The organism is Sorangiineae bacterium MSr11954, assembly GCA_037157815.1.
Taxonomy (GTDB): Bacteria; Myxococcota_A; Polyangia; order Polyangiales; family Polyangiaceae; genus Pendulispora; species Pendulispora albinea.
The window spans coordinates 2,471,680-2,492,166 of the sequence record CP089984.1 but is presented as its reverse complement, the minus strand read 5'-3'; the positions used below and the strand labels follow the sequence as shown (position 1 = coordinate 2,492,166).

Genomic DNA, 20,487 nt, shown 5'->3' with positions numbered 1-20,487 from the left:
CGTGACCGACAAGGCAGATCGTTCCGCGAACATCGAAAGCGTCTACGCCCTCTCCCCCATGCAGGAGGGCATGCTGTTCCACACCCTGCTCCGGCCGACCTCGGGCATCTACCTGATGCAAAACCGGTATCGGCTCGAGGGCGAGCTGCACCCCGACGCCTTCGTCCGAGCCTGGCAATACGTGGGCGCCAGGCACCCGGTCCTGCGCACGTCGTTCGTCTGGAAGAGCCAGAAGCGACCGCTCCAAGTCGTTCACAAAAGCGTGGAGATGCCGTTCGAAGTCCTCGATTGGCGCGGCCTCCCCGAGGAGGCCCAAGAGGCTCGTTTGGCCGTGGTGCTGCAGGCCGAGCTCGACGTGGGGTTCGATTTCGGAAAGGCGCCGCTCACCCGGTTTCGGCTCATTCGGCTCGACGAACGGACCTACGAGTTCGTGCATAGCTTCCACCACATCTTGCTCGACGAGTGGTGCACCTCGTCGTTGATGATGGACTTCCTCGCCCACTACGAGGCCCTGGTCCGCGGCGAGACACCGAACCTGGCCCCCGCGCGCCCGTACAAGGACTACATCGATTGGCTCGGGCGCCAAGATCTGCCCGCCGCCGAGGCGTTCTGGCGGAGCTACCTCGCAGGCTTCGCCAGCGCCACGCAGCTCGGAATCGACGAGCGCCGCCTCGAAGCTCGAGCCGACGACGCCACCATCGACGATGTGCTGATCCGCCTGGACCGCAAGTCCACCGAGATCCTGTCGTCGTTGGCGCAGCGCCATCGCATCACCCTCAACACGATCGTGCAGGGCGCGTGGGCGCTGCTCCTCAGCCACTACAGCGGGGAGCGCGAGGTGCTCTTCGGTGTCACCGTCGCGGGGCGGCCTCCCGAGCTCCCGAACGTCGAGTCGATCATCGGCCTCTTCATCAACACCTTGCCGCTGCGGGTGGCGGTGCCGCCGGAGCAACCGCTCCTGCCGTGGCTCGTGGGGCTGCTCCACCAAAACCTCCAGCTCCGCCAATACGAGTACGCGCCGCTGGTCGACATCCAGCGGTGGAGCGAGCTCGAACGCGGTCAGTCGCTCTTTCAGAGCTTGTTCGTCTTCGAGAACGCCCCCACCGATCCCACCTTGCGCGATGGCCGCATGGTCTTCCGCGTCCAGCAGGTGCGCGACCGCGTCCACACGAACTACCCGCTGACCGTGATGTCCTGGGTCGACCTCGAGCTGCCGCTCAAGCTCTCCTACGATCCCGCGCGCATCCACCCGGACACCGCCGCGCGGCTGCTCGCCAACCTGCGAACGCTCCTCGCGGGGATGGCCCGCGATCCCGACGCGCGGCTCGGCGATCTGCCGCTCCTCACGCAGGCCGAGCGGCAAACGGCCCTCGTGGAGTGGAACACCACCCGCGCCAGCCCCGCCGATTTCTCCTCGTACGCGGCGCTCTTCCACGCCCAAGTGGCACGAACGCCCAACGCCGTGGCCGTCACCTGCGGCGATCGACAGCGAACCTACGCCGAGCTGAATCGCGACGCCAACCAACTGGCGCACGTGCTCGCGGCCCGCGGCATCGGCCCCGAGGAGCGGGTGGTCCTCCTCGACGAGCGCGGGATCGAGCTGCTCACCATGATCATCGCCGTATTCAAGGCAGGCGGCGCATACGTCCCGCTCGAGCCGGACTACCCCGACGATCGCGTAGCGCGCATCCTCGCGCTCAGCGAGCCCCGCGTGATCGTGACCCGCGCGCGCCACCGCAAACGCCTCGAGCGCCTCGCGGGATCGCTCGACGCGCGCCCGATCGTCGTCGCCCTCGACGAGCTGCCGGGCGCTCCTATCTCCAATGCCCCGGCCTCCGCCGAGCACCGGCCTCCCGAGCAGCACCTCGCGGGATCGCTCGACGTGCGCCATCGCCCGATCGTCGTCGCCCTCAATGAGCTGCCGAGCACTCCTACCTCCAATGCCCCGGCCTCCGCCGAGCACCGGCCTCCCGAGCATCGGCCTGCCGAGCAGCACCTCGTGGGATCGCTCGACGCGCGCCATCGCCCGATCGTCGTCGCCCTCGACGAGCCACCGCGCGCTCCTTCCTCCAATGCCCCGGCCTCCGCCGAGCACCAGCCTCCCGAGCATCGCTCCGCCGAGCAGCACCTCGTGGGATCGCTCGACGCGCGCCATCGCCCGATCGTCGTCGCCCTCAATGAGCTGCCGAGCGCTCCTACCTCCAATGCCCCGGCCTCCGCCGAGCACCGGCCTCCCGAGCAGCACCTCGCGGGATCGCTCCACGCGCGCCCGATCGTCGTCGCCCTCGACGAGCCGCCGGGCGCTCCCCCTACGTCCGATCCCCCGGGCTCCGCCCAGCATCGCCCCCCCGAGCATCGGCCTGCCGACCCCGGCCCCGAAGAAAACCCGCCGGACCGCGGCGGCCCGTTCAACCTCGCCTACGTGATCTACACGAGCGGATCCACCGGGGTGCCCAAGGGCGCCATGGTCGAACGGCGCGGCATGTTGAACAACATGCTCAGCAAGTTCCCGCGTCTGGGGCTCGTCCCGGGCGACGTCATCGCGCAAACGGCTTCCCCCTGCTTCGACATTTCCGTCTGGCAGTTCCTCACCGCGCTTCTTTGCGGCGGGGTGGTCGAGATCGTGCCCGACGCCATCGTGCGCGATCCCGCCCGCCTGCTCGAGCACATCGAGCAGCGTGGCATTCGCATCATCGAGGTGGTGCCCTCCGTGCTCCAGGGCATGCTCGACGCCGCCGGCGACACCCCCACCCCGCCCGCGCTCGCGCGACTCCGCTGGATCCTGCCCACCGGCGAAGCCCTCCCGGCCGCCCTCGTCCGCGCTTGGCTCGAACGCTATCCGGCGGTACCCCTGATGAACGCCTACGGGCCCGCGGAGTGCTCGGACGACGTGGCCTTGCATCCGCTCACGGCGCCGCCGCCAAAAGATGAAACGCAGGTCCCCATCGGCAAGGCCGTGGACCACCTGCAGCTCTATGTCCTCGACCACCTCCTGTCGCCCCTGCCCATCGGCGTGTGCGGTGAGATCTTCGTCGGGGGCATCGGGGTGGGCCGCGGCTACCTGGGCGAGCCGCGGCGCACGGCGGAGTCGTTCGTCCCCGATCCCTTTCGCGAGGACGAGCCAGGGGCCCACTTGTACCGAACCGGAGATCTGGGGCGCTACCGGGCCGATGGCACGATCGAGTTTGCCGGCCGGCGCGATCACCAGGTCAAGGTCCGAGGGTTCCGCATCGAGCTCGGCGAGATCGAGGCACGGCTCGGCGAGCATCCGGCCATCGCCGAGGCCGTGGTGGTGGTCCGCGAGGATCGACCCGGTGTCACGCGGCTCGTGGCGTATGTCGTCACCGCGGGCGCGGGCGCGACCGTCGACGAGCTCCGCGCGTGGCTCCGCGAGCGCGTGCCGGATTACATGGTGCCGCCGACCTTCGTCGTCCTCTCGGCGCTGCCGCGCACGCCGAACGGCAAGGTCGATCGACGGGCGCTCCCTGCCCCCGACGCGGGCGACGCCCAAGGCTGGCTCGCTCCACGCACCCCGACGGAGGAGCTCCTCGCGGGGATCTGGGCGGACGTGCTGAGCCTACCGCGGGTGGGCGCCTCCGATTCGTTCTTCGATCTCGGCGGCCATTCGCTGATGCTGACCCAGGTCCTCGCGCGCATCCGCCGCGTGTTCAACCTCGAGGTGCCGCTTCGCGCGCTCTTCGAGACGCCGACCATCACCGCCCAAGCGCGCGCGATCGACGCCCTCCGAGACCGGCCCACCATCTCCCGGCCCCCGCTGATCGCACGACCGCGCGAGGCGGAGCTCCCGCTCTCCTTCGCCCAAGAGCGCCTCTGGTTCCTCGCGCAGCTCGAGCCCACCGCCGCCTCGTACAACGTCCCGGCAGCCGTGCGCTTGCGCGGCCCGCTCGATCCGGCGCGGCTGAAACGCAGCTTCGAGGCGGTCGTCCGGCGTCATGAGTCCCTGCGCACGCGCTTCGACGACAACGGCGGACGACCGGTGATGCGCGTGGGCGCCGAGCAGCCGCTCGACATGGAGCTCGTCGATCGCCGCGCGGCCCCCGACGAGGCCCCCGCCTTGCTGGAGGAGCGCGCCCGCCGCCCCTTCGACCTGATCGCGGGACCGCTCCTTCGGATCACCTTGGTCCGGCTCGGGGAGCACGAGCACGTGCTGCTGGTCGTGATCCACCACATCGTCTCCGACGGCTGGTCCATGGGCGTCTTGATCCGCGAGGTGACGGAGCTCTATGCCGCGAACGGCGACCTCGAACGCGTGCTCCCGCCCCTCGGCATCCAGTACGCGGACTACGCGCGATGGCAGCGCGAATGGCTCGACGGCCCCGCCCTCGATGAGCAGCTCGCCTACTGGCGGCAGACCCTGGGCAGCGCTCCCCCGGTGCTGTCGCTGCCCACGGACCATCCGCGGCCCGCGGAGCGCTCCTACCGGGGAGCCCGTCACACCTTCACCCTCCCGCGCGCCCTCGCCGATGCGCTCCGCGCGCTCGCACGCGCCCAGGGTGTGACGTCCTTCATGCTGCTGCTCGCGGGGTTCGAGGCATTGCTCGCGCGCTCCAGCGGCCAGACGGACCTTTGCATCGGCACGCCCATCGCGAACCGCACCTACGTGGAGCTGGAAGGGCTCGTCGGGTTCTTCGTCAACACGCTGGTGCTGCGGACGGATCTCGGGGGCGATCCGTCGTTCACCGCGCTCCTCGTTCGGGTGCGCGAGCTGGTGCTCAAGGCGCAGGCGTACCAGGATTTGCCGTTCGAGCGCCTCGTCCAGGCCTTACGGCCGGCGCGCAACCTCGGGCAGACCCCGTTGTTCCAGGTGATGTTCTCCCTTCAGGAGAACCCCGGCCAGGCGCCGCCCATCGCGGGGCTCGAGATCCTGCCCGTCGAGGTCGACCCGGGCACCGCCCAGTTCGACCTCTCCCTCCACATGGCCCACGATGGCGACGAGCTCAGTGGCGCCTTCGAGTACAGCACGGACCTCTTCGAGGCGCCCACCATCCAACGCATGTCCGACGATCTTCGCGCGCTGCTCGAGGGCATCGTCGCGCAACCGGCCGCGCGCCTCTCCGAGCTGCCGTTCACCGCGCCGCCTCGCCTCGCACACGCGCCGGCTGCGCAGGCCCCGGCTCCCGCGCACGCCGGGGTCATCGCCGCATCCCCCAGCCCCGTGCACGAGCCCCCGACCGCCGAGAGCACCGCGTCCGCCGAAGCCACGACGACCGCCGAAGCCACGACGACCGCCGAAGGCTACGAGCTCCAGCAATTGGCGCAGATCTGGGCCTCGGTGCTGGGCCGCGACCGCGTGGAGCCACACGACAACTTCTTCGAGCTGGGCGGCGACTCCATCCTGAGCCTGCAGGTCGTCGCACGCGCCCGGCAAGCGCGCGTGCGCATCACCACGCGCGAGATGTTCAAACACCAGACCCTCGCCGCGCTGGCCGCGGCCGCACGCGCCCATGCCCGAACCGCCGACGCCCCCGACGAGCAGGGCCCGATCACCGGCGAAGCGCCGCTCACCCCCATCCAAAGGCGCTTCTTCGCGCGCGACTTACCCAACCCGCACCACTGGAACCAAGCCCTCCTGCTCACGGTCGCCGAACCCCTCGACTGGCCCGCGTTGGAGGCCGCCGCGCACGCGCTCGTACGGCACCACGACGCCCTGCGCCTGCGGTACGTGCGCGACGGCCGCCAAGCAGACGGCTGGCGTCAGACGCACGCGCCCGACGAACCGGCCACCATCGTGCATCGCGCCGATCTCTCCGGCGTACCCGAGGCCGAGCACGCGCAGGCCATCGAAGCGCACGCGACCCGATGGCAGGCCAGCCTGGAGCTCACCGTCGGTCCGGTCCTGCGCGTGGTGGGCTTCGACCTGGGAGCGGGCCGCCCCGGCCGCCTGCTCCTCGCCGCCCATCACCTGGTGGTCGACGGCGTCTCGTGGCAGATCCTGCTCGAGGATCTCGAGACCGCGTACGATCACGCCCGGCGCGGAGAGCCGATCCTGCTGCCCGAAAAGAGCACCTCGTTCAAACGATGGGCCGAGCACCTGGAGCTCGCGGCGCGAAACCCCGCGCTCCAGGACGAAGCCGCCTTCTGGCTCGGGCTGCCGTGGGATCGGATCGCGTCCCTTCCCCCCGACCATCCCGCCGGCGAACGAACCGAGGCCACGGCGGCGACCATCACCGTAGGCTTGAGCGCGACGTCCACGCGGAACCTCTTGGAGACCGTGTCCGAAGCGTACAGCACGCGCGTGGAGGAGGTCTTGCTGACCGCGCTGGGCCTGGCGCTCGGGCGCCGGACGGGAGAGGGTGCCGTGGCCTTGGAGGTCGAGGGCCATGGCCGCCATGTCCTTCCCACCCTTGGCGCGCGCGACGGCGACCTCACGGCCGACGGCGACGAGATGGACCTTTCACGCACGGTGGGCTGGTTCACCAGCGCCCACCCGGTGGTGCTCGACATCGCCCCAGACGCAGCCCCGGGCGACGCGCTCAAGTCCATCAAGGAGCAGCTGCGCCGGATCCCGCGCCATGGCCTGCCCTACGGCGTGGTGCGGGAGCTCGGCACGGGCGACGTCGCCGCGCGGCTGCGCGAGCTACCGCCGGTGGGCATCGCCTTCAACTACCTCGGACAATGGGACCAAATCGTGGGCGCGCGCGCGCGCTTCCCCCTCGCCGAGGAGTCGCCGGGCGCCGAGCACGATCCGCGCGGCGCGCTCTCGTACGAGCTCGAGATCGACGCGGCCGTGTACGACGGGAAGCTCGAGGCGACGTGGCGCTACAGCGCGGCGCGCTACCGGCGCGAGACGGTGGAGGCGCTCGGCGCCGCGTGGCGCGACGCGCTCGAGGAGCTGATCGCCCACTGCATATCGCCCGACGCCGGCGGGTACACGCTCTCCGACTTCCCCGACGTCCAACTCGAGGTTCACGAGCTCGACGCCATCCTCGGACAAATGGATTGAGATTTCATGAAAACGAAAAAGGACATCGAGTCGATTCTCCACCTCTCCCCCCTGCAGGAGGGCTTGCTCTTTCACGCCGTCGCCGACCAAGCGCGCGACCCTTACTTTACGCAGACCAGCTTTTTGCTGGAGGGCAAGCTCGATCCGGAGGCCTTCGCGCGCGCGTGGCAAGCGGTGGTGGATCGGCACCCGATCCTTCGCACGTGCTTCGCCTGGGAAGGCATCGCCAAGCCGGTGCAAGTCGCTCGCAAGGCGGTGACCATCCCTCTTCAATCCCATGATTGGCGCGGGCGCGGTGAACGGGCGCGCGAGGAAGACCTCGCGACATTCCTGGCCGGCGATCGCCGGGCCGGCTTCGACTTTCTCAAGCCTCCCCTGATGCGCCTCGCCCTCCTCCGGATCGCGGACGACGCCTGGTACTTCGTCAACAGCCACCACCATATCTTGCTGGACGGCTGGAGCTTCGCCCTGGTCCTTCGGGAGGCGCTGATCGCGTACCATGCCCTGGTCGCCGCCACGAAGCTGGATCTGCCGCCGGCCCGCCCTTACCGCGAGTACCTCGGGTGGGTGAAAGCTCGAAACGAGTCCGACGCCGAGGCGTTCTGGCGCGGCGCCCTGGCTGGCTTCCGAGCGCCGACCGCGCTCCCCACCGATGCGTTGCCCGGTCGTGCGCTGGAGGACGACGCGTTCCCGTACGCCGAGCGCGAGCTCCGCTTCTCGAGCGCCCAGACCGAGGCCCTCGCCGCGTGCGCGCGCCGCCATCGGATCACGCTCAACACCTTGGTGCAGGGCGCGTGGTCGTGCCTTCTGCACCGGCATGGCGGCGGGTCCGAGGTGGTCTTCGGCTCCACCGTGTCGGGCCGGCCACCGGATCTGGAGGGCTCGGACAGCATCGTCGGTCTGCTCATCAACACCTTGCCCATCCGCGTTTCCATGGCCGACCATGAGCCGCTGGGCCCCTGGCTGCAGCGGCTGCAGGATCGAAACAGCGAGCTACGCCAGCACGAGTGGACACCGCTGTCGCAGCTGCAGCGCTGGAGCGAGGTGCCGGGCGGGCAGTCGCTCTTCGAGAGCATCGTCGTCTTCGACAGCTACCCCGAGGAGGACGTGGCCGACATGCCCGCCGATCTTCGCGTTCGCGCCCTGCCCAGGCCAAGCCGCCCCGCCGGCGACGCCGTTCTGACGGCCGGACGAAACAATTACCCGCTCTCCTTGATCGTCGAGCCCACGAGCGAGCTCCGGCTCGTTCTTTGTTACGAGCGCCGCCGCTTCACGCACGAAGGCGCATCCCGCCTGCTCGACCGATGCGCCACCCTGCTCGAGGCGATGGCCGCGCGACCGGACGCGCGCCTGGGCGAGCTGCCCCTCATGAACGAGCGCGAACGCCAGCGGATCCTCGTCGACTGGAACGCGACGCTCCCCACCGAGGCGCTGGCCCCCACCGCGGCGTGCGTCCACGAGCTGTTCGAGGCCGAAGCCAGACGCCACCCCGACACCCTCGCCGTCGTCTGCGAGGACGCGCGCCTCTCGTACCGCGAGCTCGACGCGCGCGCCAACCGCGTCGCGCGCCGGCTGCGCGCGCTGGGGATCGGCGCCGAGGACCGGGTCGTTCTTTGCGCCCCGCGCTCGGTGGAGATGATCGTCGGCCTGCTCGGCGTGCTCAAAGCCGGCGCCGCATACGTGCCGCTCGACCCCAAGTTCCCCCGCGAGCGGCAGCGGGACATCGCCCTCGACAGCGGCGCGCGCGTGGTCATCGCGAGCTCCGGCGCCGAGGCCACCTTCGGCGAAGGGCTCACCCTCGTGGACGTGGCCGACCCTTCCCTCGCCGCCGAGGGCTCTTCGCCGCTCGCGCGCGAGCAGGTGCGCGCCCGCCCGGAGCAATTGGCGTATCTCATTTACACCTCCGGCTCGACAGGGCGCCCGAAAGGCGTCGCCGTGGAGCACCGCCAGCTCGTGAGCTACGTGCGCGCGGCGCTCGCGCGCCTCCCGCTCGCCGGGAGCACCAGCCTGGCCTTCGTCTCCACGGTGGCGGCCGATCTGGGGCACACGTCGCTGTTCGGCGCGCTCTGCTCGGGGCGCACGTTGCACGTGCTCGCCGACGAGCGAATCTTCGACCCCGATCGCATGGCCGAGTACATGCGCCAGCACGCGGTGGACGGCCTCAAGATCGTTCCGAGTCACCTCGCGGGTCTGCTCGAGGCCAAGGATCCCGGGCGGGTGCTGCCGCGTCGCTGCCTGGTGCTGGGGGGTGAGGCGGCGAGCGGTGAGCTGGTGGACAAAATTCGAGCGCTCGCGCCGGACTGCGCGGTCGTCAACCACTACGGTCCGACGGAGACCACGGTGGGCACCCTCACATGGGAGGTCCCTCGCGATGCCCCGCGAACGACCGCGTCGCTCCCCGTCGGCCGGCCTCTCTCGAATACGCAAGCGTACATCCTCGATCCGAACATGCAGCCGGTGCCGGCCGGCGTCCCCGGTGAGCTCTACCTCGGCGGCGCCGGCGTGGCGCGTGGCTACCACGATCGCGCGCGCCTGACCGCCGAGCGGTTCCTCCCCGATCCGTTCGGCACGACCCCCGGCGCGCGCTTGTACCGCACCGGCGACAGGGCTCGTTACCGAAGCGATGGTGCCATCGAGTTCCTGGGGCGAACGGATCATCAAATCAAGCTGCGCGGCTACCGCATCGAGCTCGGTGAAATCGAGTCGGCCCTCCGCGAAGAGCCCCAGGTGCGCGAGGCCGTGGTCGTGGTGCACGACGACGCGGGCGCGAAGCGGCTCGTGGCCTACGTGGTCGCGGCGTCCGAGCATCGCGCCGAAGGCGTCGCGGCATCCGAGCATCGCGCCGAGCTCGACGAGGCGGCGCTGCTTGCATCGCTGGGCCGGCGGCTCCCCGATTACATGCTCCCGAAGGTGATCGTGCCCCTCGCCGCGCTGCCGCTCACCCCCAACGGCAAGATCGACCGCGCCGCGCTCCCCGCGCCGGGCCAAACGCAAACACCGGATCCCACCGCCTTCGTGGCCCCGCGCAACGAGGTCGAGTCCATCCTCGCCCAGGTGTGGGCCGACGTCCTCGGGAAGGAACGGGTCAGCATCCACGACAACTTCTTCGGCCTTGGCGGCGATTCCATCCGGAGCTTGCAAGTCATCGCGCGCGCCAACCAGCGCGGCGTCAAGCTCAATCCAAAGCAGCTCCTCGAGCACCCCACGGTGGCCAAAGCATCGGCGGTGGCCATCGTCAAAAAGGCCGCGCCCGCGCTCCCCGAGGCCGTGGCCCCCGACCCCGCGCCGCCAAAGATGGCCAACCTCAGCGGCCTCACCCCCGAGGCGATCGAGCGCCTTCTGCCCGAGCCCGCGAGCATCGACGACGTCTACCCGCTGTCGCCGATGCAGCAAGGGATGCTCTTTCATACCTTGCTCAACCCGAGCTCGGGCGTCTACTTGATGCAGCAGCATTACACGTGGGAGGGCCCGCTCGACGTCCCCCTGCTCATCGAGGCGTGGCAGAAGGTCATCGATCGGCACCCGATCCTGCGGACCTCGTTCGCGTGGAACGATCTCGAACGACCGCTGCAGATCGTCCGGCGCGTCCACGCGGCGGACGTCGTTCAGGTGCACGATCTGCGCGAGCTGCCGGAGGCCGAGAAGCAGGCGCGCGTGGACGAGACCCTCGAGTCCGAGCTTCGCGCGGGCTTCGACATGACCTGCGCGCCGCTCATGCGGATCCGCCTCTTTCGCATGGCCGACGCGACCTACCGCATCGTGCGCAGCTTCCATCACATCCTCACCGACGACTGGTGCTTCTCGGTGCTCATGATGGAGTGCCTCTCCTTTTACGGCGCGCTGCGCGCGAAGCAGCCGATCGCCTTGCCGATGCCGCGCCCGTACCGAGACTACATCGCGTGGCTCGACGGCCGGGACTTGGCCGCCGGCGAGCAGTTCTGGCGCGCGGAGCTCCGCGGCTTTTCGTCCCCAACGCGGCTCGGGGTGGAGCGCATCCTCAAAGACGACGTGGAGCCCGCCGACACCATGGGCGATGCGTTCATCGAGCTATCGCCCTCGGCCAGCCAGGCGATCGCCGCGTTCGCGCAGCGGCACCAGCTCACGGTGAACACCTTGGTCCAAGGCGCCTGGGCGCTGCTTTTGAGCCGCTACAGCGGCAACCGCGACGTGCTGTTCGGGGTGACGGTGGCCGGCCGGCCGACCGAGCTGCCCGGGGTCGAATCCATCGTGGGGCTGTTCATCAATACATTGCCCCTCCGGGTGCGCGTCTCGCCCGAGCAGCCGATCGTACCTTGGCTCCAGGAGCTGCTCACCCACAATTACCGAATACGCCAATACGAATATCCGCCGCTGGTGCAAATGCAGCAGTGGAGCGAGCTACCCAATGGGCAATCGCTCTTCAACAGCTTGGTGGTCTTCGAGAACGCGCCGCTCGATCCGCGGCTGGGCGAGCAGGTGGGCGACGTCCGACTCTCCTTCGAGCACGACCGCGTCCACACGAACTATCCGATGACGGTCGTGGCCTATCCCGGCGCCCGGCTCGGCGTGCGCCTCTCCTACGACGAGCGATGGTTCGATGCCCTGGCCGTCCGCCGGATGCTCGATCACCTGAGTCGCGCCCTCGAGGACATGGTTCGATCCTCGAACGCGCGGCTGGGCGACATCGGTCTGCTCGGCGCCGACGAACAAGAGCGATTGCTCGGCGCGTGGAACACCACCGCGGGCGAAGCGCCCCCCGCCGCGTCGTATGTCGCGATCTTCGAGTCCCAGGTCCGAAAAACGCCGGGCGCGGACGCCGTCTCCTGCCGCGGGCGCCGGCTGACGTACGCCGGATTGAACGGCGCGGCCAACCGCGTGGCGCGGGCGCTCCGCGCCGAAGGGGTGGGCCCGGACGGCATCGTGGCCGTCCTCGAGGAGCGCGACATCGACCTGGTCGTCGCGGCCGTCGGCGTGCTCAAGGCCGGCGGTGTGTATCTCCCGCTCGACCCGTCGCATCCGTCGTCGCGTCTCGCCCAGGTCATCGCGACGAGCCGCGCTCGGGTGGTGTTGACGTCCCGGGCGTGGGGTCCTGCGCTCTCGGACGCGCTGGCCCGTCTCCCGGAGGCCGAACGACCGCGGCTCGTCCTGCGCGAAGAGCTCCCGTCCGATGCCCGCGACGCGAAGGAGGCGCCCGAGGGCGAGCTACCCGGGCCGGGGCACCTCGCGTACGTGATTTACACGAGCGGATCGACCGGAACGCCGAAGGGCGCCATGGTGGAGCACGCGGGGATGCTCAACAACGTATGGGGCAAGATCCCTGCGCTCTCGCTCACCGCGCGCGACGTCGTCGGGCAAACGGCCTCGCAGTGCTTCGACATCTCCGTCTGGCAGCTCCTCTCGGCGCTGCTCTGCGGCGCGCGCGTGCACATCGTCCCCGGCGACGTGGTGGCGGATCCCCCGCGGCTGCTCGAGGAGGCCGAGGCCCAAGGCATCACCGTGCTGGAGTTGGTCCCGTCTCTGCTGCGCGAGATCGTGCAGCTCCAAGCCTCGAACGAGGCGTTCTCGCGCTTGCGTTGGATGCTCCCCACCGGCGAAGCGCTCACCCCCGATCTGTGCCGGAAATGGTTCGAGCGATTCCCGCACGTGCCCCTCATGAACGCCTATGGCCCCGCGGAGTGCGCCGACGACGTGGCGCTCCATGTGCTCACCGCCGCGCTGGAGCCCGACGCGGCGCACGTCCCCATCGGGCGCGCCGTTCCCAACGTGCAGCTCCACGTCCTCGCGGGCGATGCGCTCGCCCCCATCGGCGCCATCGGCGAGCTTTGCGTCGGAGGGGTCGGTGTCGGTCGCGGATACCTCCACGACCCGCGGCGAACGGCCGAGGTCTTCGTGCCCGATCCTTTCCGCCGCGAGCCCGGCGCCCGCATGTACCGCACCGGCGATCTCGCGCGCCGGCTCGAGGATGGCACCCTCGAATTTCTCGGCCGGCGCGATCACCAGGTCAAGGTCCGCGGCTTTCGCATCGAGCTCGGCGAAATCGAAGTGCGCCTCGCCGAGCACCCGAGGGTCCACGCCGCCGCCGTGCTCGTGCACGCCCCCCCGGCAGGCGGACAGCAGCTCGTCGGCTACGTGGCCACCGGCGGCGATGGGCTCCCGCACGTCGCCCCGAGCGCGCAGACCGCCCCGAGCGCGCAGACCGCCCCGAGCGCGCACGTCGCGCAAGCTTCGCAGGTCGAGCCGCCGCTCACCCCCGCGCAGCTGCGCGAATTTTTGAGGGAGACGCTGCCCGATTATATGATCCCCACCCGGTTCGTGCTTCTTCCCGCCCTGCCGCTCACCCCCAACGGCAAGGTGGATCGCCAGGCGCTTTCCTCGGCCGAAACGCCCGCCGCCCCCTCGGCCATCGAGCTCCCGCGCACACCGACGGAGGACGTCCTCGCCGGCATCTGGGGCGAGGTCCTCGGGCGCGACCGCATCGGCACCGACCAGAGCTTCTTCGACCTCGGCGGCCACTCGCTCCTGGCCACGCGCGTCGTCTCGCGCGTGCGCCGCGCCTTTGGCGTCGAGTTGCCCCTTCGCAGCCTGTTCGACCATCCCACGGTGGCCGAGCTCGCGCGCGACATCGACACCCGGCGCGCCCGCGACCTCGCGAAGGCCCCCGCCCTCGTCGCGGTGCCGCGGGACGAGCCGCTCCCCCTGTCGTTCGCCCAGCAGCGACTGTGGTTCCTCGCGCAGCTCGAGCCCGACAGCGCCGAGTACAACATGACGGCCGCCGTTCGCGTCACCGGCCGTCTCGATCTGGCCGTGTTCGAGCGGAGCCTCGCGGCGCTCATCGCGCGCCACGAAGCGCTGCGCACCTCGTTCGCCCTGAAGGACGGCGAGCCGGTGCAGGTGATCGCGCAGGGCGCAAAGGTGCCCTTCGAGGTGTTCGATCTCTCGGATACTCCGGCCGGAGACCACGAGGCCCGCGTGCAGGCCATCGCCACCGCGCACGCGAGCCGCCCGTTCGACCTCGGCCGCGGCCCCTTGCTCCGCGTGGCCGCCGTCGAGCTGGGCGCAGACGAGCACGTGCTCGTCCTGGTCGCGCACCACATCGTGGCGGACGGCTGGTCCATGAGCGTGCTCGTGGCGGAGCTCGCGGAGCTCTACGATACGGCGCGCGCAGGGCGTCCTTCGACGCTCCGCCCGCTCCCGATCCAGTACGCGGACTTCGCCGTCTGGCAGCGCCAATGGATGCGCGGCCCCGCGCGCGAGGCGCACCTCGGCTACTGGAGGCAGCGCCTCCACGATGCTCCGCCCGCGCTCGATCTCCGCCCCGATCCTGCGCTCACGCATGCATCCACGGGTGCACCGAGCTACCGCGGCGGACGCCTCGAGATGGCTCTCGAGCCCGAGCTCGCGAACGCCCTTCGAGACCTTGGCCGGCAGGAAGGCGCGACCTTGTTCATGACCTTGCTGGCCGCCTTCGAGGTCCTGCTCTTTCAGCGCACGGGGCAAACGGATCTCCTCATCGGGACCGACGTGGCGGGCCGCGGCCGGGTGGAGACCGAGGGGCTCATCGGCTTCTTCGTCAACCTGCTGGTCCTGCGCACGGATCTGGGCGGTGCGCCCACCTTCCGCGAGCTCCTCGGCCGCGTTCGCGAGACGACCCTGGAAGCGTACGCGCACCAGGATCTCCCCTTCGAACAGGTCGTCGACGCCGTCCGCGCGCCGCGCGTCCCGGGGCGCCACCCGTTGGTGCAGACGTTGTTCGTCATGCAGAACACCCCCGCGTCCGAGCTGGAGCTGCCCGGACTTCACTTCCGCGGGATGGACCTCGCGTGGGACACCGCCCGCTTCGACCTCGCCCTGTTCGTGGAGGAGACGCGCGACGGCATGATCGGCGTTTGGAAGTACCGCGCCGAAATGTTCGAGGCGACGACCATCGAGACCATGGCCGCGTCGCTGCTCGCCATCCTGCGGCGCATCGCCGCCGAGCCGGAGAGCCGCATCACGGCCCTCGCGGCCGCGGAGCCAAAGGAGCGCACCAAACGAAGCCGCGCGCTCCCCGCGGGAGGCCTCAAGAGCTTCAAGCGCGCGGCCGCCCCGACGGCCACCCCGGCGACGTCCCAGGTGCAGGCTCCAATGAACGCCTTCATCACCACGCGCCTCGCCAAGCCCACCGAGACGATGCCGCTCATCGTCGAGCCGGCCCTGCCCGACGTGGATCTCGCGGCGTGGGCGCAGGCGGAGCGCGGGTTCATCGACGAGCAGCTCGCCCGTCATGGCGCGCTGCTGTTCCGCGGTTTCGGCCTGAGGTCGGTCCAGGACTTCGAGCAGGTGGCGCGAAACGTGACCGGCGAGCTATTCGGCGAATACGGCGATCTGCCGCGCGAGAAGGCCGGAAAGGACGTATACGGCTCGACACCGTATCCCGCCGACAAGGCGATCCTCTTCCACAACGAGAGCTCGCACCTGCCGCGCTGGCCGCTCAAGCAGTGGTTCTTCTGCACACAAGCTTCGCCCGAAGGCGGCGCCACGCCCATCGTCGACTGCCGCCGTCTGTACGAGGCGCTCTCGCCCGAGCTCCGCGCGCGCTTTCAGCGATTGGGCCTCCTGTACGTACGAAACTTCACCCCCGGATACGACGTGAGCTGGCAGGACTTCTTTCATACGAGCGAGCCCATGGTGGTGGAGGAGCGCTGCCGCGCGGGCGGCATGCGCTGCGATTGGATGGACGGAGGGCGCCTTCGTATCAGCCAGCGCGGCCCGGCCGTGCTCCGGCACCCCAAGACGGGCGAATGGGTCTTCTTCAATCAGATCCAGCTCCACCACCCCGCGTACCTGGAGGCACCGGTGCGCGAGTCGCTCTTGGCCATGCTCGGCGAGCGATGGTTGCCGCGCCATGTCTCGTACGGCGACGGCTCGCCCATCGACGAAGGCACCACCCGCGTTCTCGGCGAAATCTACGAACGCTGCGCCGTGCGCAACCCGTGGCAGAGCGGCGATCTGCTGATGCTCGACAATATGCTCGTGGCCCACGCCCGCGATCCCTTCAAGGGCCCGCGCAAAATCGTGGTGGCCATGGGCCAAATGGTGTCGCACGCCGATCTCGCGCGCGCCGAGGGCCTGGAGACGACCCCGTGACGACCCACGCGGAAGCACCTGCGATCGAAACCACCGGCCTCGCGCTGGAGGGCGTTCGACTCTCCCCCGTGCAGCGGCGCCTCTGGGCCCTGCACCAGCACGGCGTCTCGGCCACCGCGCGGGCGCGCGTTCGGGCCTTTGGCCGCATCGAGCACGAGAGGCTCGCGCGCGCGTTGCGGGATGTCGTCGCGCGCCACGAGATTTTGCGCACGACCTTCCATCGCGACGCGCGCCTCAAGTTCCCGCTCCAACGAGCCGGCGCGGGCGCCTTTGCATGGCGCTACATCGAGCTCGAGGGTCTTCCGGAGAGCGAACAGCGCGCCACCATCGCCACCTTGTGGCAAGAGGCGGCGCGGCGGGATTTCGACCTGGCCCTCGGCCCCGTGCTCGACGTGACCCTCCTCCGGCGCGGCGCCGAGCACCACGAGCTCCTCCTGGTCCTGCCGGCGCTCTCGGCCGACGCATGGACCTTGCGCCTCTTCGTGCGGGAGCTCGCCGAGGCCTACGCGCACCGCGCCGGGCCGCCCGAAGGATCGGAGGAGCCCGCGCAGTACGCGCAATATTCGGAGTGGCAGAACGAGCTCTCCGGCGGTGGAGACGTCTCGCCTTTGGCCTCGCAAGCGCCTTCGGCCGCCCCCATCGTCCTGCCGTTCGAAGACGCCTCGGACGGGGCGCGCGCGGTGTATGCGCGGGTGGAGCTGGGCGTCGAGGCTCGCGTGGCGATCGGGCTCGAAGCCCTGGCGCGCCGTCAGGGGACGACGGTATCGGCGCTTCTATTGGCGGCCTGGCTCGTGCACCGCGCGCGTCTCTCGCCCGGGCTCGGCGCGCAAAACGTGCGAAAGGAGCTCGGCGTGGCCGTCCTCTCCGCGGGGCGGCACGTGGAGGAGCTTCACGAGGTGATGGGGCCCGTGGCGAGCTGGATGCCGGCCGTGTGCCGCGTCGACGAAGCGGTGTCGTTCGGTGAGCTCGTGCGGCGGGTGGAGGCTGCGCTCGACGAGGGGCTCGATCCGCTCGACCAGGATGCGCCCGAGCGCACGGCGGAGTGGCCCGCGGTGCAGCATGGCACATCGGATTGGGTAGGATTTGCTTACGACGAAATTCCGAAGGCGGTGATGGCCTCGGGCACGTCCTGGCAACTCGAGGCGCAGTGCATGGGGCCACCGGGTCTCAAGCTCGCGCTGTCCGTCGTGCGCGGCGCACGTGGCGACGATGTACGTAGCGACGGCGTACGTGGCGACGGCGTACGTGGCGACGGCGTACGTGGCGACGGCGTACGTGGCGACGGCGTACGTGGCGACGACGGCGTGCGCGATGACGGCGCGTCGGTGACGATCTGGTACGATACCCATCGCGTATCGAGCGGCGGTGCCGCGACCCTCGCCGAGCAGTACGTCGCGCTCGTGGGCACCTTGGAGTCATCGTGGGACGCACCCGTGGGCGCGCTTCGCATCCTCGGGGCGCCCGAGCGCGCGCGCAGGCTCACCGATGGCCGCGGCAAAGCCCCAGATTCGGCGCCGCGGCTCCTCCAGCGCGCCTTCGAGCAGCAAGCCGCGCGAAGGCCGGACTCGCTCGCGGTCATCTGCGGCGAGCAGCGCTTGACGTACCGGGAGCTCAATCGCCGCGCCAATCGACTTGCGCGCGAGCTGTCGCGCCGAGGCTTGAAGCCCGGGAGCCCCGTCGGTCTCTGCTGCGAGCGCTCCGCCGACATGATCGTCGGCCTTCTGGGCGTCCTCAAGGCCGGCGGCGCCTATGCTCCGCTCGATCCGCAGGCGCCCTCCGAGCGTCTCCTGCAGCAGCTCCGGCAAGGCGCCTTCTCCATCGTGCTCACGAACCGCGACGAGGCGTGGCCGCACACGGGCTGCGCCATCGTTCGAGTCGACGGCTCCCCTGCCCCCGACCAGGACGCAAACCCGGACGTCACCCCCCGGCTCGACGATCTCGCGTCCGTCATTTTTACGTCGGGGTCGACGGGCGTGCCGAAGGGCGTCGCCATCACCCATCGCGGCATCGCCAACTACACGCAGGCGCTCTGCGGAGCGCTCGACATCGAGCCCGGCCTCCACTTCGCGACCGTCACGACCTTGAGCGCCGATCTAGGCAACACCAGCATCTTTGCGTCCCTGGCCACGGGCGGATGCCTCCATGTGATCGACTACGAGACGGCCACGGACGGGCAAAAATTTGCAGAATACACCGAACGATACGCGCTCGACGTGTTGAAGATCGTCCCGTCCCACCTCGGCGCGTTGCTCGACGCCGGGCAAGGCCGGGCCGTGTTGCCGCGGCGCCTCCTCGTGCTCGGCGGAGAGGCGCTCCCGATGGCGCTCGCCGATCGGATCGCCGCGCTCGGCGGCACGTGCGCGGTGGTCAACCACTACGGCCCCACCGAGACCACCGTGGGCGCGCTCGTTTTGCCCCTTCGCGATCTGCGCGATCGATTCGGTTGCGCGTCGGTGCCCATCGGGCGGCCGCTGCCCGGCGATGAATCGTACATTCTCGACACGGACCTCGAGCCCGCGGCCGTCGGCACGGTGGGCGAGCTCTATCTCGGCGGCGCCGGTCTGGCGCGCGGCTACCTGGGCCGGCCCGATCTCACCGCCGAGCGCTTCGTGCCGCATCCCTTCGCGGCGGGCGCGCGCCTCTATCGAACGGGCGACCTCGCGAGGTACCGCCCCGACGGCACCGTCGAGTTCCTCGGGCGCCGCGACCATCAGCTCAAGATCCGCGGGTTCCGCGTGGAGCTGGGCGAGATCGAGGCGCGCTTGTCGGAACATCCCGCGGTCGGCCAAGCCATCGTCCTGGCGCGGCAGGACGAGGGCTTCGCGCTCGTCGCATACGTGGTCCCGAAGCAGCTCGACGAAAAACCCCACGAGAAGCTCGACCCCGCGAAGGTGCGCGAGTTCCTCGTCCCCCGGCTGCCCGACTACATGCTCCCCACGGACATCGTGGTCCTTCCGCGGCTCCCCCTCACGGCCAACGGCAAGGTGGATCGCAAGGCCCTCCCCAGCCCCGCGGACCGGCGCGCCAAGCACGCTCATGTCGCGCCCCGCACCCCCATCGAGGAGACGCTCGCGCGCATTTGGGCCGACGTGCTCGGGGTCGCAAAGGTGGGCGTAGACGACGACTTCTTCGCGTTGGGCGGGCACTCGCTGCTCGCCATTCCGCTGATGCACCGAATCCAGCAATCGTTCGGCACCGGGCTCTCGCTGATGGCCATCTTTCGTGCCCCCACCGTTGCCGGCCTGGCCGAGCTCATCGCCCAAGCCCGCGCCGGCCAAAGCCTAGAGGCGGGCGCCCACGCAAACGCTGCCGCCGATGCAGACGCGAACGCCGTCGCAAATGCAGACGCGAACGCCGTCGCCGATGCACGTGCGAACGCCGTCGTAAATGCAGACGCGAACGCCGTCGCAAATGCAGACGCGAACGCTGCCGCCGATGCACGTGCGAACGCCGTCGCAAATGCAGACGCGAACGCCGTCGCCGATGCACGTGCGAACGCCGTCGCAAATGCAGACGCAAACGCTGCCGCCGATGCACGTGCGAACGCCGTCGCAAATGCAGGCGCGGGCGCGCGAGCCTCCTCGACCATCGTAGCCCTCCGCCAAGCGTCACCTTCGGCGCATGCGCGTCCTCCCCTGTTCTGCGTGGACCCCACGGGCCGCCATGTCACGGCGTATCAGCCGCTGGCCGACGCCCTCGGCGACGATCGCCCCGTGCTCGGGCTCGACCTCGGCTCGGTGTTGGGCCACGAAGACGATTCGATTCCATTCATCACCGAGGCGCTCGCCCGCGAGGTGCAAGCGTACCAGCCGCGCGGCCCGTACCATCTACTTGGGTGGTCGTTGGGCGGCGTCCTCGCCCTCGGTGTCGCGCGCGTGCTCGAAGCGCGGGGCGAGTCGGTCGGATTTCTCGGCATCCTCGATACGCAGCCGCGCACCCACCTGTACACGGGCGAAGCGCCCGACGTCGTATCCGAGCTCGCGGGGTACATCGATCCCCATCGCCGCGAGGAGCTCTTGGCGCTGCCGCAAGAGGAGCTTCGCGCCTTGAAGGAGCGCCTCGACCGCCTCGCCGCCCGCGAGCGCGTGGAGCAAGCCGCCATTTGGGCCCAGGCGCGGGGCTTTCTTCCCGAGGACGCCCCGGCCGCCGCATTTTGGCACCGTTACGTCCTACTCCGCGACGCCGCGCTCTTTCTGAACGCGCTGCCCGCGCGTGCTCTGCGCGCGTCCCTTTGCGTCTGGTGGAGCGAGGAGACGATCGAAAACTACGGCGGCCCGGCCGTCGACTGGCAAGCGTTCACCGGCGGCGCCGTGCACACCGTCCGCGTACCGGGCGATCACCTGGCCGCCGTGCAAAGCGGCGAGGCAACGACCAGCGTGCGCGCCGCGCTGGATCGTTTGCTCGCGCCACCCTGACGG

The 20,487-nt window shown here is 70.1% G+C and carries 3 protein-coding genes; all 3 read left to right on the top strand.

Features of this window, described 5'->3' with window-relative positions:
• Nucleotide 1 precedes the first annotated feature (1 nt).
• From LZC94_10125 to LZC94_10115, 3 genes are read left to right on the top strand one after another with little or no spacing between them, the layout of a single operon-like run.
• On the top strand, nt 2-6,964 hold the full coding sequence (locus tag LZC94_10125; protein ID WXB17617.1) for a condensation domain-containing protein: 6,963 nt from the start codon (nt 2-4) through the stop codon (nt 6,962-6,964).
• Nucleotides 6,965-6,970: 6 nt separating this feature from the next.
• Nucleotides 6,971-16,069 (top strand): amino acid adenylation domain-containing protein, encoded by a 9,099-nt coding sequence (locus LZC94_10120; GenBank protein WXB17616.1) that lies wholly within the window; start codon nt 6,971-6,973, stop codon nt 16,067-16,069.
• Entirely contained in the window at nt 16,066-20,484 is a 4,419-nt protein-coding gene (locus LZC94_10115; GenBank protein WXB17615.1) for an amino acid adenylation domain-containing protein, read from the top strand. The genes LZC94_10120 and LZC94_10115 overlap by 4 nt, the downstream gene beginning before the upstream one ends.
• Nucleotides 20,485-20,487 lie beyond the last annotated feature (3 nt).